Source organism: Shewanella basaltis (genome assembly GCF_023283885.1).
Classification (GTDB): domain Bacteria; phylum Pseudomonadota; class Gammaproteobacteria; order Enterobacterales; family Shewanellaceae; genus Shewanella; species Shewanella basaltis.
This window is the reverse complement of record NZ_JAKILA010000005.1, coordinates 1-16,288: the sequence shown is the minus strand read 5'-3', so window position 1 is coordinate 16,288 and position 16,288 is coordinate 1. Positions and strand designations below refer to the sequence as shown.

The following is a 16,288-nucleotide window of genomic DNA, read 5'->3' as shown; positions in this document are numbered from 1 at the left end:
ACCTCAATAATCAATCACACTAAATGTTAATTATTTTTACTACTTTTCGATTGCGGCTTTCACTAATCTCAATAGAAAAAAACAATAACAAACTGATAAATAATGAGTTTTATAGTTGGCACGGTTAATGCTTTGTTGTGTTCAATTAACAATAGTTACAAATGATAACGTGACGTTTAGCCACTTAGGCATAACATAACAACACCGACCTCATTTCATCCAAAAATATAACATTGGCAGGTACTCATGGATAGGTTCATCAGCATCAAAAAATTGGCAATTCCACTACTTTGCATAGTAAGTCTTAGTGCGTGTACAGGTGAAGAAGAGCAAAAAAAACAAGAAGAAAAATTTGCCATCCCGGTTGAAACAGCATTGGTCGAAACTGGTGATGTATCATCATTTTACAGTACAACCGCCACGCTAGAAGCGCCTGAAGAATCACACGTTATGAGCAGAATTGCTGGCATTGTAGAACAAATCAATGTGGAAGAAGGCGATAGAGTCACTAAAGGACAGGTGCTCGCCGTCATTGATGCAAAACGTCAACGATACGATTTTAATCGCTCCGAAGCCGAAGTGCAGATAATTGAACAAGAATTAAATCGCTTAAATAAAATGAGCAATAAAGAATTCATCAGCCAAGACGCCATGGCAAAACTTGAGTTCAACTTACAAGCTGCTAAAGCACAACGAGACTTAGCTCAATTACAGGTAAAAGAAAGCCAAATCACCTCCCCTATTGACGGTGTGATTGCCGCTCGCCACATTAAACTGGGAAACATGGCAAAAGAGTTTCAAGAGCTTTTTTACATAGTCAACCAAGATCAGTTACATGGCATTCTTCACCTACCGGAACAGCAACTCGCCAGTCTCCGCATTGGTCAACATGCGACAATTATGCATCAACAACAAAACACAAATTTACCCAGTATTGATGCCACAGTATTGCGGATCAGCCCAGTCGTTGATGCTCAAAGCGGCACATTTAAAGTCACATTAGCTATCCCTAATAAAGATGCAACCTTAAAAGCTGGGATGTTTACCCGCGTAGAATTAAAATACGACACCCATGAAGATGTGTTAACGGTTCCATATAATGCATTGATTAATCAAGACAATACCCAAGCTCTTTATGTGATAAAAGACACCAAAGCTGAACGCAGAGAAGTGACGCTAGGCTACCGTGAAAACAACATTGTCGAAATTTTATCGGGAGTGAGTGCTGGCGAGCAAATTGTCATTCGCGGCCAACAAAACCTCAAAGATCAATCTTTGGTCGAGATCATCACCCCGCTTAGCTTTGCAGCCATTCGATAACGGAGCAAGATCATGTCAATGATAAATACTTCAGTGAACCGTCCGGTCACTGTATGGATGTTCATGCTCGCTGTTATGCTGTTCGGAATGGTGGGATTTTCACGCCTTGCAGTAAAATTACTCCCCGATTTAAGCTATCCCAGCGTCACGATTAGAACGGCTTACGACGGTGCCGCACCTGTAGAAATTGAACAACTTGTCTCCAAGCCCATTGAAGAGGCTGTAGGTGTGGTTAAAGGCTTGCGTAAAATTAGTTCTATTTCACGATCAGGCATGTCTGATGTGGTGCTCGAGTTTGAATGGGGCACCAATATGGACATGGCAAGCCTAGAAGTACGTGAAAAAATAGACACGATTGAACTGCCACTGGACATCAACAAGCCACTATTATTACGCTTTAACCCCAATCTTGACCCTATTATGCGTCTTGCTTTTTCAGTGCCTGATGCAGATGCCGAGCAGCTCAAACAAATGCGCACTTTTGCCGAAGAAGAACTTAAGCGCCGCCTCGAAGCCTTATCTGGCGTGGCAGCAGTTCGCTTGTCTGGTGGGCTTGAGCAAGAAGTGCATATCGAGCTTAATCAACAAAAACTCAGCCAATTAAACCTCAACGCAGATCAAATTAAACGCCGTATTAACGAAGAAAATATCAATGTGTCTGCCGGTAAAGTCATCCAAGGCGATAAAGAATATTTAGTCAGAACCCTAAATCAATTCAATTCGCTTGAAGAACTTGGCCAGGTCATTGTATATCGCAACGAGCAAACCCTATTGAGGCTGGCTGACATTGCCGTCATTTCAGACGCTTACAAAGAACGAAGCGACATCACTCGCATTGGTGAACTAGAGTCAATTGAACTCGCCATTTATAAAGAAGGTGATGCCAACACGGTTGCCGTTGCTCAAAAATTGCATGCCGAGCTTGCCCAGATTAACCAAGCTGACAATGAAAACCGATTAAAAGTCATTTACGATCAATCTGAATTCATCGAAAGTGCAGTGGACGAGGTCACCTCCGCAGCCTTGTTTGGTAGCATGTTAGCAATGATGGTTATTTACCTGTTTTTACGTGACATCATTGCTACGCTTATTATCTCTATCTCTATCCCTTTCTCCGTTATCGCGACCTTTAATATGATGTATTTTGCTGATATCAGCTTAAACATTATGTCATTAGGCGGTATTGCACTGGCCATCGGTTTATTGGTGGATAATGCGATTGTCGTACTTGAAAACATTGATCGCTACAAAGCACTTGGAATGAGCAAAATAGACGCCGCTGTTACAGGCTGTAAAGAAGTCGCTGGGGCTATTTTTGCATCCACCTTGACCACACTTGCGGTGTTTTTACCCTTGGTGTTTGTCGATGGCATTGCCGGAGCACTGTTTTCTGACCAGGCATTAACTGTCACCTTTGCCCTTCTTGCGTCATTGTTTGTTGCATTAACTGCAATTCCCATGTTGGCTTCACGCCAAGGTTTTACTCACTTACCGCAGCCCGTCGCTGCTGTTGCTGTGGCTAAACCTACCAGTATAAAAGGCCTAATAGGTCACTACTTGCTCGCAATAATACGTTTTCCATTTAAGCTTGTGTTTAGTTATATTCCGGCAGGATTACTCACCGCAATCATTGTAATCAGTCGTTTTGTTAGCGGTGTATTAGGCATTATTTTACATCCCATTTGTGCAGGATTTAATGCAGTTTATCGCGTTATTGAGTCATTTTATTACCGTATTTTACGCCAAGCGCTCCGCCACCAGTTGGTTACTGTCATTATCGCACTGGTGTTGACAGTGGCATCTAGCAGCTTATTGCCTAGGCTGGGGATGGAGCTTATCCCGCCAATGAATCAAGGCGAATTTTACGTTGAAATCTTATTACCACCTGGTACAGAAGTAAGCGAAACCGATGCGGTATTGCAACAACTAGCCCTATCCATTAAAGACCGTAACGACGTTAAACATGCCTATAGCCAGGCTGGCAGTGGCGGTTTAATGACATCAGACACAGCCCGTGGCGGCGAAAACTGGGGACGTTTACAAGTTGTATTAGCAGATCACTTGGCCTTTGATGCCGTTAGCCAAGTGTTACGACAAACCGCCCGCAACATCCCCGAACTTGAAGCCCAAATAGAGCATCCTGAACTATTTAGCTTTAAAACCCCAATTGAAATTGAGCTAACAGGTTATGACTTAACGTTACTTAAACGAAGTGCCGACAAGCTTGTTAAAGCCCTCGCAGAGAATGACCGATTTAGTGACATCAACACCACATTACGAGATGGTCAACCTGAGCTCAGTATCCGTTTTGACCATGAACGTTTAGCGGCATTAGGAATGGATGCCCCAACCGTTGCCAACCGAATCGCGCAGCGTGTGGGCGGCACAATAGCAAGCCAATTTACCGTACGTGATCGCAAAGTTGACATCTTAGTTCGCAGTGAATTGAGCGAACGTGATCAAATTAGCGACATTGAGTCATTAATTATTAACCCTGACAGCAACCAACCTATTCCACTGAATGCCATTGCAGAAGTACATTTGCAAATTGGGCCTTCAGCCATTAACCGCATTAGCCAGCAACGTGTGGCCATTGTATCGTCAAACTTGGCTTATGGTGATATCAGTGAAGCCGTGGTTGAAGCCAATAAACTATTAGCACAACAACAATTTCCAAGTTCAATCCAGGCCCGTTTTGGTGGCCAAAATGAAGAAATGGAACACTCATTTGACTCACTAAAAATTGCGTTAGTATTAGCCATATTCTTAGTTTACCTTGTGATGGCAAGCCAATTTGAATCGCTATTACATCCACTGTTGATCCTTATTGCTGTGCCCATGGCAGTGGCGGGCAGTATTGTCGGTTTATTTATTACCGGAACCCACTTAAGTGTTGTGGTGTTTATAGGTCTTATAATGCTGGCAGGTATTGTGGTGAATAATGCCATCGTATTAGTCGACCGAATAAATCAACTGCGCCGTGAAGGGATAGATAAATTAACTGCCATAAATGATGCCGCACAATCTCGCTTACGCCCAATATTAATGACCACATTAACCACGACATTAGGTTTGTTACCTATGGCAATCGGCATGGGTGATGGCAGCGAAGTACGTGCCCCTATGGCCATTACGGTTATTTTCGGCTTAAGTATTTCAACATTATTAACCTTAATCGTGCTCCCTGCCCTGTACGCACTATTTGACCGTAAACAATATGACTTGCCGGTTGAGCTTGTTAATCAGGAGCAAACAAGATGAATATGACCCAACTTGCAATAAAACGTCCTGTCACCACCAGCATGTTTTTTATTGCGATATTACTGTTTGGTATGGCCGCGAGCAGAATGTTGCCTTTAGAAATGTTTCCAGGGATTGATATTCCGCAAATTGTTGTCAATGTGCCCTATAAAGGCTCAAGCCCTGCTGAAGTTGAACGCGATATAACCAAAGTACTAGAAGAATCATTGGCTACCATGAGTGGCATTGAAGAAGTTCGCTCCGACTCAAGCCAAGATGGTGCTTTTATTCAACTGAATATGAAATGGGGTGAAAACGTTGCGACCAAAAGCCTGGAAGCACGCGAAAAAATAGACTCTGTAAGTCATTTACTGCCAGATGATGTTGAGCGTGTATTTATTCAACAGTTTTCTACGGCCGATATGCCAGTTTTAACCATACGAATATCGAGCGAGCGAGAACTCTCAAACGCATTTGATTTGCTGGATAAACAGTTACGTAAACCACTAGAACGCGTCGATGGCGTGTCTAAAGTAACGCTTTACGGTGTAGAGCAAAAACAAATTGAAATCCGCCTCAATGCAGACAAATTAGCCGCATCTGGTTTAAACAGCCAGCAACTTCGAAGCCGGCTGTTGTCAGAAAACTTTGTCATTAGTGCAGGCACCATTCGTTCTGACTCACAAGTTTACCAAGTTAGCCCTAAGGGAGAATTTACCAGTCTTGACGACATTAACAACTTAGTCATTGTGCCTGGTATTCATTTGCAAGACATTGCAACCGTCAGTTACGCCCTACCCGAAAAAGTAGAAGGCAGGCATCTTGATCAAAAATATGCTGTCGGTATTGATGTATTTAAAGAATCCGGATCCAACTTAGTTGAAGTGTCTGACAGAGTGCTCAAGGTTATCGAACTCGTTAAACAAGATCAGCAATTTCAGGGTATTAAATTGTTTATTATGGAAGACCAAGCCTTTGGGGTTAAATCTTCGCTTAACGATTTATTACTCTCAGGCTTAATTGGCGCATTGTTATCCTTTGGTGTGTTATTTCTGTTTTTGCGCAACCTAAAAATGACGTTGGTTGTGGTGTCATCGGTACCCATTTCACTGTGTATGACCTTTGCCGGCATGTACATGCTGGGCTACAGCCTCAATATTTTGTCTATGATGGGGTTGTTATTAGCCGTAGGGATGCTGATTGACAATGCCGTAGTGGTAACAGAAAGCGTACTGCAAGAGAAACAAGCAGCCCAAATAGACGATACATGCCAACTCAGGGCAAACCAACAAGCCGTACTCACCGGTGTTGAAAAAGTGTCACTCGCCGTTTTAGCCGGTACCTTAACCACTGCTATTGTATTTTTACCTAATATATTTGGCGTAAAAGTTCAGCTTACCATCTTTTTAGAACACGTTGCCGTCGCGATTTGCATATCGCTTGGCGCATCGTTATTGGTGGCCAAAACCCTTATTCCATTGATGCTCAATCGTTTTCACTTTGAGGTAAAACCCGCCAATAACCACAACCGTTTAGGGCTGTTTTATCAACGCAGCTTAACCTGGATTTTAACCCGTCCTAAGCGTTCTGGTGTGATTGCTATCGCGCTACTGCTATCAACAGCTCTACCATTGAGTTTAGTTAAACAAGATCAAGGCGATGGTGAAGGTAATGACCGGCTTTACATTAATTATCAACTTGAAGGCCGCCACAATTTAGCCGTGACCGAAGCGATGATTAATCGCATGGAAGATTATTTGTACCGTAATAAAGATAAATTTTACATTGACGCCGTATACAGTTATTACGCACCACATGATGCGCAATCCACCATTTTATTACAAAAAGATATTCCAATCGAAATGAGTGAGTTGAAAAAGATGATCCGTGAAGGTTTTCCAAAATTCTCAATTGCTACCCCTCAGTTTGGTTGGGGCAATGAAAATAGCGGAATACGCGTCACACTAACGGGACGCTCAACGACAGAATTGATCCGCCTTAGCGAACAAGTCTTACCGTTATTAAGCCAGATCAATGGATTAGTTGACGTACGCTCTGAGGTCAATGGCGCACAACAAGAAGTCATTATCGTCATCGATCGTGAAATGGCAGCAAGACTGGATCTCACCTTAAGTGATATCGCAACAAACATTGCCATCGCACTTCGAGGGTCACCGCTGCGCTCATTTAGGCACGATCCGAGTGGTGAGTTGCGTATTGAACTGGCATATGACAAAAGCTGGCAAAAATCACTCGAAAAACTCAAACAGTTACCTATTATCCGTCAAGGCAGCCGGGTCTATACCCTCGATAGTCTCGCCGATGTTAGCGTGGTGCCTCGTTTTGACACAATAAGACACTTTAATCGCCAAACCGCATTGTCAATAGGGGCTAATCTAGAAGACTTAACCACCGAAGAAGCACAAGAAAAAATTACCCAAGTCATGGACTCGGTAAATTTTCCTCACGGTTATGATTACTCACTACGAGGTGGATTTGAGCGCCAAGATGAAGATCAATCAATTATGGCTGTGAATATGATCTTGGCCATTGCAATGATTTATATCGTGATGGCGGCATTATTTGAATCATTATTACTGCCAACCGCCATTATTACGTCAATTATATTTTCAATTACTGGCGTATTTTGGGCTTTATGGTTAACAGGCACGTCCATGTCAGTCATGGCAATGATCGGCATTTTGATTTTAATGGGCATAGTGGTCAATAACGGTATTGTATTAGTTGACCAAATAAACCAAATGACGCCCGATTTAGATAAACTGAGCACAACGATTACCGATGTATGTATCACTCGCTTACGCCCAGTGTTAATGACCGTCGCCACCACTGTCTTAGGGTTAGTCCCATTGGCTATGGGCGACACTCAAATTGGCGGCGGAGGGCCACCATACTCGCCTATGGCTATCGCCATTATTGGGGGGCTGACCTTTTCAACCCTAACCAGTTTGTATTTAGTCCCTTTATGTTATCAAGCATTGTATTTAATCCGTCATAATGCCGCGATTAGATTAGGATTAGCCAACACGATTGCTCAAAAGCTGCTACCTTGGACTTACAGATAAGCAAATCGGTGGATATAAAAACATGCATGGGTATAAACAATGCCAATAACTGGATATAACACCACGACGAGCCACACAGTTAACAGCAATAAAAGGAATACACATGAAACAGAGATTTCACGGTAATGTAATGGGTATGAGTGCCTTAGCAATGCTGGCATTAAGCACGGCAGTGCTAGCCGACAACAAAATGGATGATGTAACGATTACCTCAAAAAAGCTGGACAACAATACCTACATGTTTATCGGTGCTGGCGGTAATATAGGTGTTTCGGCTGGCAGCGACGGCATATTAATTATTGACGATCAATTTGCGCCATTAGCAGAGAAAATCACCGCGTCATTAAATGATATACAAGCTGGCAGCCCAAAATACATTGTAAACACCCACTATCATGGCGATCATACAGGGGGTAATGCCCATTTTGGAGCCACGGGAACTATCTTAGCGCATCACAATGTATTAAAACGATTAAGCGCCGACAGCAAAACCCCAAAATCAGCCTTGCCGGTTATTACCTTTGCAGAAAACATCTCAATTCATTTTAATCAAGACACCCTAGAAGTCATACACCTTGGACCTGGGCATACCGACGGTGACAGTGTTGTCATGTGGCAACAGGCCAATATTGTCCACATGGGCGATTTGTTTTTTAAAGACCGATTTCCATACATTGATTTAGCCGCGGGCGGTTCGGTAATGGGTTATCGTGACAATGTTAGCGCCATATTAGATAAGCTAAATGATAAAACCAAAGTCATACCAGGTCATGGCGATCTTGCCAGCAAAAATGAATTATTAAAGTTTAAGCACATGCTTGATGACAGTATTAATTGGATGCGTGGAGAAATCGAAAAAGGCCATGATCTTGCCACAATAAAACAAATGGGTGTACCGGCTGAATATAAAACATGGGGCTGGACTTTTATCTCCGCAGATAAATGGATAGAAACCCTTTACCAAGATCTCAACGCTAAAGCAGATTAAATAACCTGAGCTCGGGATAATAAATGCCTTTCAAACAATCCTTTGCCCTGCTCACTGCGTTGAATCGACTTACAATAGGCTAGCTATTGACGCGTCAATTCGCCTTGTTAGCAGAACAAATGACAAGCTTGAAAGTGAGAATGGGTAACATGTTGATTTTAAATAGTATAAGTTCATCCCTTATCCCGAGATCAGGTTAAGTAACCTAAAAGCAGGATAACAAGCGCTTTTTAAACAGCCCGTTGCTTTTGCCACTGAGTTACTGGTTTGCAATATGAATACTTGTAATAAGCGAGTCATATTGAATGAATGCGTAAAAAACAGGCCTAAGTGGCCTGTATTTTAGTATTGAGCGCCTGAACGAGTGTTTTGTCGCCTATGGGGTGGCAGTTGTAGGCTTATTTAGCAATGCTTTTTATCTGCGGTATCACTGCCTTAGTCGCCGTGTAACCGGCATGAATTGCCGCCGCTTTATGGTTAAATGCGTCAATCCCACTGGGGTCATACACGGGCGAAATCACAATATCGGCACTGTCTAGTTCTTGCTGTGACAGTCTACAGCTTTGCATTCTAAATACGGCCAGGGTTAACTGAGTGGCCGATGTTCCACCTTCGCGTTGAGATTGGTTATGACAATAAATGTCGACCGCAATAACCCTTTTGGCGCCTAAGGTTTTGGCTGCATAAACCGGCACAACACTGAAAACACCGCCGTCGATTAACATCTCCCCCTGATGCTCAACCGGAATAAATACCCCCGGAATCGTCGATGAGGTTTGCACCGCATGGCCGGGATTACCCGAGCGAATGATCACCGACTGTTGAGTTGTCATATTGGTTGCGGTAACCGCCACTGGCATCGGCATATCGGCAAGATCGTCATAGTCTATTTGTGTGTTTATCCAGTCGGATAATTTTTTGCCGTTAACAAAGCCTTTTGACGACAATACAACATCAGCAATATCGCCTATTGCCATGTTTTCAATTGCCGCAGTCATTGCTGTGACGCTCATTCCTGATGCGTATAAAATGGCGGCGATGGAGCCTGCAGATGTGCCACTGACCACATCGGGTTTTATTCCTTCTTCCTCTAACGCTTTAATAACCCCTAAATGCATAAAGCCGCGCACACCGCCGCCACCAAAAGCAATGCCCAGCTCATGCTCTGCATTTACCGTTGGCGCAGCGGCATTAAGCTTGTTGTAAACATTGGGTGACGCACAAGCCATTAACCCCAGCGTGATGAGTGTCAGTAATGAATTCTGCGTGAGTAATCGTTTGTTCACTCGATGACCCTAGATTAAAGCGACCAGTTTAGTGATGTTTTGTCTAACGATAGCGCCCACAATTTGGCTGCCATGTCTTGATTAAGTGCAATGCTATCGAGTTTATTCTGGTCCACTGGCCCCACAGTATTGGCGCGTTTGGTGGGGCCATAAAGCGTGGCCGTTTGCAGGCCTTGCTCTGTTGCACACATCACCTCGGGCCATGCGCCTTTTTCAGCTGACTGAGCAATAATCCGAGACATTAGCGCCCATAGCATTTTATTAAAGGTGCTTGCGGTATCCATAAGCAAGTTGGTACGAGAAGCACCAGGGTGACACACTTGTACCTCAACGTTTTTGCCCGCGGCTTTTATACGGCGCTGCAACTCGTAACCAAACATCATTTGCGCCAGCTTACTTTGTGCGTATGAATCCCAGGCGGTGTATTTTTTGTCAAAGTTAAGATCTTCAAACTTAATCCGTTTAAGCCCCATTTTGTAGGCGTTGCTGCCTACCATTACAATCCGGCCTTTAGCCTCATTGATGCGATCAAACAGTAAACCACACAGTAAAAAGTGGCCAAAGTGATTTACCCCAAGTTGGCTTTCAAAGCCATCGACGGTGAGATGTTGCTTGGCGACCTGTGCAATGGCGCCATTACAGATCAAAGCATCGATGACTGGTGTGGTGTTAAGCAGTTGGTTTGCGGCGTGGCGCACAGAGGCCAGCACACCTAAATCGACCTGAATAAATCTCACGTCAATATGCTGACCTAGTGCCAGCTTTAAGGCTTCAATTGCGCTGGCCGATTTATCTGGGTTGCGGTTTAGCATAACAACCTTGGCACCTTTACTGAGCAAGATGCGAGATGCCTCAAACCCTGCGCCACTGTTTGCACCTGTTATGACATACGTCCTGCCGACAAGTGAGCCGATACGTTCAGGAGTCCAACCTTTTTGACCAAATTGTTGAGTTGTCATCATTGTTACCTTTGTTGCTAATTTGAGCCGTTAGCCTGTGCAATCATTACCGTTGCATGTTGCGAGCTAGGGTAGTAGTGTTACCTGAAATGTACTATAACTCTCATGGTTTGGTATAAACAGGCGAATTAATCGCTAAAACATGCCTATTTGTATCTAATTGTGGTTTGGGTGTAAAAGTGATGAAACAAAAAATAAAACAGTTAGTCGAAAAGCGCATCACGGCCGATGGCATGGTTGAAACCGCCATAAAAGGGGTGAGTTTGTTTAAGATTACCCAGGCTATGCCTTGCGCGCCCGCACTTTACGAACCGACGGTGGTGGTGATTTTGAATGGCCGCAAAGAGGCGATTTTAGATGGCCACAGGTATATCTACGACAACAGTCAATACATGTGCTGCACCGTTTCTTTGCCCGTCGAGGCCGGTACGCCTGAGGCCTCAACCGAGGAACCCTTACTTGGGGTTTATATTTCCCTCGACACTCAAGTCATGACCGAATTGGCAATTGAAATGGAAAGCGTTACAGGTGCGATTAAACAGCCTAAAACCAGCTCGCAACCCCAAAGCCTTTCGCTTGCTAACTGGGACGATGCGTTTGCCGATGCGTTACTGAGATTATTGCAACTTGATGGCACCATGGATGCGGCAATACTAGGCGAAAGCCGATTGCGAGAGTTGTATTACGCAGTATTAAAAGGTGACGCGGGGATTTCAGCCAGAAGGGCGTTTGGGGTTGGCAATGAGATTGCTCGCTCAATTGAGTATTTATCCACAAATTTAAGCAAAAATGTCACCATTGATGAGTTAGCCTCGTTAGTGGGAATGAGCCGAGCGGTTTTTCACCGTAAATTTAAACAAGCCACCAGAATGTCGCCTATTCAATTTATGAAATCGATGCGCCTTAATCATGCTGCCATGAGAATTGCTGCCGGTATGAATGTCAGTGAGGCCGCGATGAAGGTCGGTTATGTCAGTTCGTCGCAATTTAGCCGAGAGTTTAAGCGTATGTATGGCAAGTCGCCTAAGCAATGGAGTCATTCAGCTCCCTTACTCGAGCAGGTGGCCTAGTGGCTAAAATTGCATATTGATACAAATAGGCATGTTTTAGACAGTATATCGCCTAGTTTACTACAGGTTTGAGAGTTAAAGTTGTTTGTATATACCCAATCAACTTGAAGATCCGTGTTTCAGAGCTTCACCGTGTTTTCAATACAAGGCGCGTTAATGCGGTAATGTAGGCACCTTATAAATTAACGCAACAACGTAGTGGGAACACGCTGAAACTCTCAAAGGGCGAGTTTTACACGCGTTTATGCAGTGTTATTGATTTTGGAAAGGGAACGACCATTATCCGCAATCAATGCCTTGGCTAAACGCGTGTAAATTCTTGCTGAAATCGAGCATCTTCAGGTTGATTGGGTATAGAAGTAATGCAGGGGACTTATTATGAAACAACTTATCTTATCGATAGGAGTAAGCATGGTCATGGCATCAACAGCGGCATCAACATCAGTATCGTCTAGCAGCATTAACAGCGAGTTACACAAACTTGACGACACGGTTCAAGACAGAGAAGGCAATGTGTATCGCACGGTTAAGATTGGCGAACAAGTTTGGCTTGCTGAAAACCTACGAAGCACCCAGTTTCAAGATGGCTCAGCGGTGCGCTCGGGCGCAGTGCCAAACGATGATGCGGCAAACCTATTAACATACGGCCGCTTGTACAACTGGCATGATGTGTCAGATGAGCGAAACCTTTGCCCAGTGGGCTGGCGAGTTGCCACCGATGACGATTGGAAAACCCTAGAGCGCACCTTAGGCATGCCTGAAGCAGAGGTGCACAAAGACGGTTGGCGCGGCGGTGAGCAGAATATTGGTTTGCAGCTAAAAGAGGCGCAAGCCGATGGTCCATTTGCTAAATTTGAACCATCGCTTGTCAATAAACAGCAGTTTTTTGCAAGACCTGCAGGCGTTAAATGGAACGGGTTTTACATTACTCAAGGCGCTTACACCGAGTTTTGGACCGCAACCAGCGCAACCGACAACCAAGCTATTATTCGCACACTTGCATATTCGTGGTGGAATGCGCATAAAACTGAAATTCGCCGTGCCACTAGCTCAAAAGAGTATATGTTTTCAGTGAGGTGCGTCAGGAGTTAATGTCCTGTTTGAGCTTAATGCTGAACGTGAGATTATAAATAAAATCTTAATTCTGTTTGCTTGAATGTGTTATTTATTCAGGTAAATGGATGTAATAAATTGAGCTCCTCGCAAGGTGATAGTGATCGCCGAGCCACAGAATAGGAGTTTTACCCATTATGTCAGCAACTCAATTACAACGTGCACGAGCTTTAACATTACCGTCTCGCGAAGCCATGTTATCTCGTGCCCCCTCAGTACAACAATTTTGGCATACCAATAAAGCGTTGTTCAGCGACGCCTGGAAAGAGTGGCAAGCCAGCCAGCAAGGTGATGCTCTGACTCTCGACAGCTCATTACTTGATAAACGTTTACGCGATGCTGTCGCGCAAGCCTGGCAAGACCCAAGTAAAGAAATTGCGGTTAAAGACTTACTGCAAGAAGTCGCACCAGGCGTATTTGAGTTGCAGTTTTTTAACCCTGATCGCTTAGCTGATTTACGTCAATATTTAGAAAGCGTTTGGGATGCGCAAATTCCATTGCGTCCACCTTATGGCATTGTGCTCAATCGCCGTGGTGCAATGCTCGACAGCCGTTCTGAAGGCTACCTTGCTGCACCCAATTTTCAAACATTTTATCGTGAAATGTTAGACACTTATATGCGCCCAATTGCGCGGATGTTATTTCCTGAAGTGATGGGTTACGACACGCAAACTTTTGGTTTTTCGATTCATTATCAACCTAATACAGATAGTTCGATCCGCCCACATACGGATGCATCGGCGGTCACATTAAACATTAATCTGAACTTGCCAAGCGAAGCGTTTACCGGCTCTGCAGTAGATTTTTTTGATGTGGCAACTGGGCAAAAACATAGCTTAACCTTTAAACCAGGTACTGCAATGATCCACCGTGGCAATGTGGTTCATGCAGCTCAGCCAATAACGAGTGGCGAGCGCACCAACTTTGTGTTGTGGCTATATGGCGACCGAGGCCAAATACCACCACAAGGCGCTAAGCGCCCAATCATAGATGCACACGAGCGTTGGACCACACCAACGGCAGCACTAGATAGCGTTGCACCGTTTTAACTAACCTCAACTCTGGATAAGAGATGTATTGATAACGATATAAATCAATAGATTGACTAAAATCCACTGTCAAGCTTGTAATTTGTTTTGCTAACAAGGCGAATTAACGCGTCAATAGCTAGCCTATTGCAAGTTAATTCAACGCAGTGAGGAAGGCAAAGGACTGCTTGAAAGGCGTTTGTTATCCAGAGCTGAGGTTAACTAGTTTATGGCAAAAGGTTAACTACACCCTCACCTTGTCCCGGCATTATTTTGAGCCGGGACTCTTTTTTATGGGCAGCGGCCACTAACGCTGTGGCGTTTCGCCTATTGTAAAGTATATGACGGTAAGGTTTTATTTGGCTTCAACATGGTATTCACTTACCGACACGCGCTAGTACATCCATGTAGCTCGACCGACCCGTCCATGGGTCGGACGGTCGGCTCGCAAACCACCATGATGAAGCTGTTAATGTTTGTTTTATCTGCAGGTGTTAAATACGCAGGTTAATTTAATCGTCGTCCCGGCAATGCTTTTGAGCCGGGATCCAGGTGTTAGCTTTTGTTGTTTTGTACTTATGGCCTGCGGCCACTAACGCTGTGGCGCTTCGCCTATTGCAAAGCATATAACTGTAAGGTTTATTTGGCTTCAACATGGTATTCACTTACCGACACGCACTAGTACATCCATGTAGCTCGACCGACCCGTCCATGGGTCGGACGGTCGGCTCGCAAACCACCATGATGAAGCTGTTAATGTTTGTTTTATCTGCGGGTGTTAAAGACTCTGTTTAGTGAGATGTATGCGCTGCTCAGAATAAATTGAAATTAAAGTTTTTTATTTTTGTCGAATATTGAGTCCACTTTTAACGCGCAAGCACGCTTTTATTTGTTAGTGGAGTTAAATAAAACTGCTTTACATCAATAAGATAGTAAATGTAGGATGTTATTAATCAATAACTTAAAAGGGCGACTTTAATTTTTTTTGCCCTTCAATAAGCTGTTAGGCTTCTCATGGAAAGAGGTACTCATGATAAAACTGGTTTGGCTTTTAGTGAGATTCGCAATAGTGTATTTACTATTAGGAGTAATTATCGGTGTTTTAATCTTAACCAATAGTTCGACTCCGAGATTCTTCTCTTTAGAAGTCGATTTCATTGGTTGGATTAGCATATTTTGGTGTGTTGTTGCTTATGTCTTGGTTCGGTTTGAACCTACGAAAGAAGTCGGAAAGCTTTTGTTCGTAAGCACACTAGGTGCGCTGGTTCTCTTAATGTACATTAAAGAACATTTCTGGCTTCAAGATATGAGAATCCATGCTTGGACAGCATTTTTGGCGGTCATATTTGCGATTTCATTATTGTTTTTCATCTTACCTCATCGGAATTTAAAACCACTATTATTTCTTTTACCTGTATCGGCATGTTCTTGGTTTTTAGCATGGGTGGGTTATAGACCGGCTAGTTTGGTTATTGAGATACTGGGAGCTAAAGGGAAACTACCAGAAGAGAACATAAAAAAGGTCATTGAGTTTATGCCTGAGATTTTTCTCAGTTGTTTAACTTCGGGGGCTTTTATGGTTTGTTTAATTATGCGCTTTTATATTTTTGCAAGGTGGGGCCATGACCCGAAAGGCACCTACCAAAGCCTAACAAAGCGTTTAAGACAGATTCGCAACGCTCGGCATTATTAGTTTGAACCAAGTATAGTGTTTACGGTGGTATGGTTTGGTTTCGTGGTTGCGTTGCTCACTACTTAACGCGGCGTTAAGGGGCTTTCGCCTCAATCGAATAAGGATGTTTACATGAGACTTCATGAGCTGAAAATAAACAACTTCAGAAAATTAAAAGATTGCTGCATTAAATTCAGAGACACTACTTTTTTAATTGGGCCAAACAATGCAGGCAAGTCAAGTGTCTTTGCCGCTCTTCAGTATTTGCATAAGACACCCAAGGTTGCTGGCTAAATATTGAGCGCTGAACTACGCTTTATTTACTCTTTCCAAACGGTAATTAAAGATGGCCAGACCAAGACAGACAATCGTTAGCCTGGAAGATACGCCTTACTACCACTGCTGTTCTCGTGTGGTGCGTAAGGCATTTCTTTGCGGAATTGATAATTCAACAGGTGAGAACTTTGAGCATCGACGCGAGTGGGTCGATTCACGCATTCTTGAGTTAGCGACCATTTTTGCTATT

Annotated in this window: 11 protein-coding genes and 1 pseudogene; 10 read left to right on the top strand and 2 right to left on the bottom strand. The window is 43.7% G+C overall.

From position 1 onward, the window contains the following. Positions 1 to 246: 246 nt before the first annotated feature. The 4 genes from L2703_RS05315 to L2703_RS05300 all read left to right on the top strand — a co-directional run bounded on the left by L2703_RS05315 (position 247) and on the right by L2703_RS05300 (position 8,634). Positions 247 to 1,320: an efflux RND transporter periplasmic adaptor subunit gene (locus tag L2703_RS05315; RefSeq protein ID WP_248970091.1), complete on the top strand. Its 1,074-nt coding sequence runs from the start codon at positions 247 to 249 to the stop codon at positions 1,318 to 1,320. Between the two features lie 12 nt (positions 1,321 to 1,332). After that, complete coding sequence (locus tag L2703_RS05310) at positions 1,333 to 4,581, top strand: efflux RND transporter permease subunit (RefSeq protein WP_248970090.1); 3,249 nt, start codon at positions 1,333 to 1,335, stop codon at positions 4,579 to 4,581. Further along, positions 4,578 to 7,646, top strand: coding sequence for an efflux RND transporter permease subunit (locus L2703_RS05305; protein WP_248970089.1), 3,069 nt, complete (start codon positions 4,578 to 4,580; stop codon positions 7,644 to 7,646). The genes L2703_RS05310 and L2703_RS05305 overlap by 4 nt, the downstream gene beginning before the upstream one ends. A gap of 103 nt (positions 7,647 to 7,749) precedes the next feature. Beyond that, positions 7,750 to 8,634, top strand: a complete 885-nt coding sequence (locus tag L2703_RS05300; RefSeq protein ID WP_248970088.1) for an MBL fold metallo-hydrolase — start codon at positions 7,750 to 7,752, stop codon at positions 8,632 to 8,634. 398 nt (positions 8,635 to 9,032) lie between these two features. Here the strand turns inward: L2703_RS05300 and L2703_RS05295 are convergent, their stop codons facing one another. Together L2703_RS05295 and L2703_RS05290 are read right to left on the bottom strand one after the other, a co-directional pair. After that, a complete protein-coding gene (locus tag L2703_RS05295) occupies positions 9,033 to 9,920 on the bottom strand; it encodes a patatin-like phospholipase family protein (RefSeq protein ID WP_248970087.1) in 888 nt (295 codons plus the stop codon). 14 nt (positions 9,921 to 9,934) lie between these two features. Then, positions 9,935 to 10,879 (bottom strand): SDR family oxidoreductase, encoded by a 945-nt coding sequence (locus tag L2703_RS05290; protein ID WP_248970086.1) that lies wholly within the window; start codon positions 10,877 to 10,879, stop codon positions 9,935 to 9,937. Positions 10,880 to 11,058: 179 nt separating this feature from the next. Between L2703_RS05290 and L2703_RS05285 the strand changes: the two genes are divergently transcribed. From L2703_RS05285 to L2703_RS05260, 6 genes and pseudogenes are all read left to right on the top strand, one after another. Further along, positions 11,059 to 11,949 (top strand): AraC family transcriptional regulator, encoded by an 891-nt coding sequence (locus L2703_RS05285; protein WP_248970085.1) that lies wholly within the window; start codon positions 11,059 to 11,061, stop codon positions 11,947 to 11,949. Between the two features lie 378 nt (positions 11,950 to 12,327). Further along, positions 12,328 to 13,041: a fibrobacter succinogenes major paralogous domain-containing protein gene (locus L2703_RS05280; RefSeq protein ID WP_248970084.1), complete on the top strand. Its 714-nt coding sequence runs from the start codon at positions 12,328 to 12,330 to the stop codon at positions 13,039 to 13,041. Positions 13,042 to 13,199: 158 nt separating this feature from the next. After that, positions 13,200 to 14,111 (top strand): 2OG-Fe(II) oxygenase family protein, encoded by a 912-nt coding sequence (locus tag L2703_RS05275; protein ID WP_248970083.1) that lies wholly within the window; start codon positions 13,200 to 13,202, stop codon positions 14,109 to 14,111. Positions 14,112 to 15,120: 1,009 nt separating this feature from the next. Then, positions 15,121 to 15,783, top strand: coding sequence for a hypothetical protein (locus L2703_RS05270; RefSeq protein ID WP_248970082.1), 663 nt, complete (start codon positions 15,121 to 15,123; stop codon positions 15,781 to 15,783). Between the two features lie 111 nt (positions 15,784 to 15,894). Then, complete coding sequence (locus tag L2703_RS05265; RefSeq protein WP_248970081.1) at positions 15,895 to 16,056, top strand: AAA family ATPase; 162 nt, start codon at positions 15,895 to 15,897, stop codon at positions 16,054 to 16,056. A gap of 52 nt (positions 16,057 to 16,108) precedes the next feature. Then, positions 16,109 to 16,288, top strand: a pseudogene (locus tag L2703_RS05260) (transposase); the annotation flags it as partial.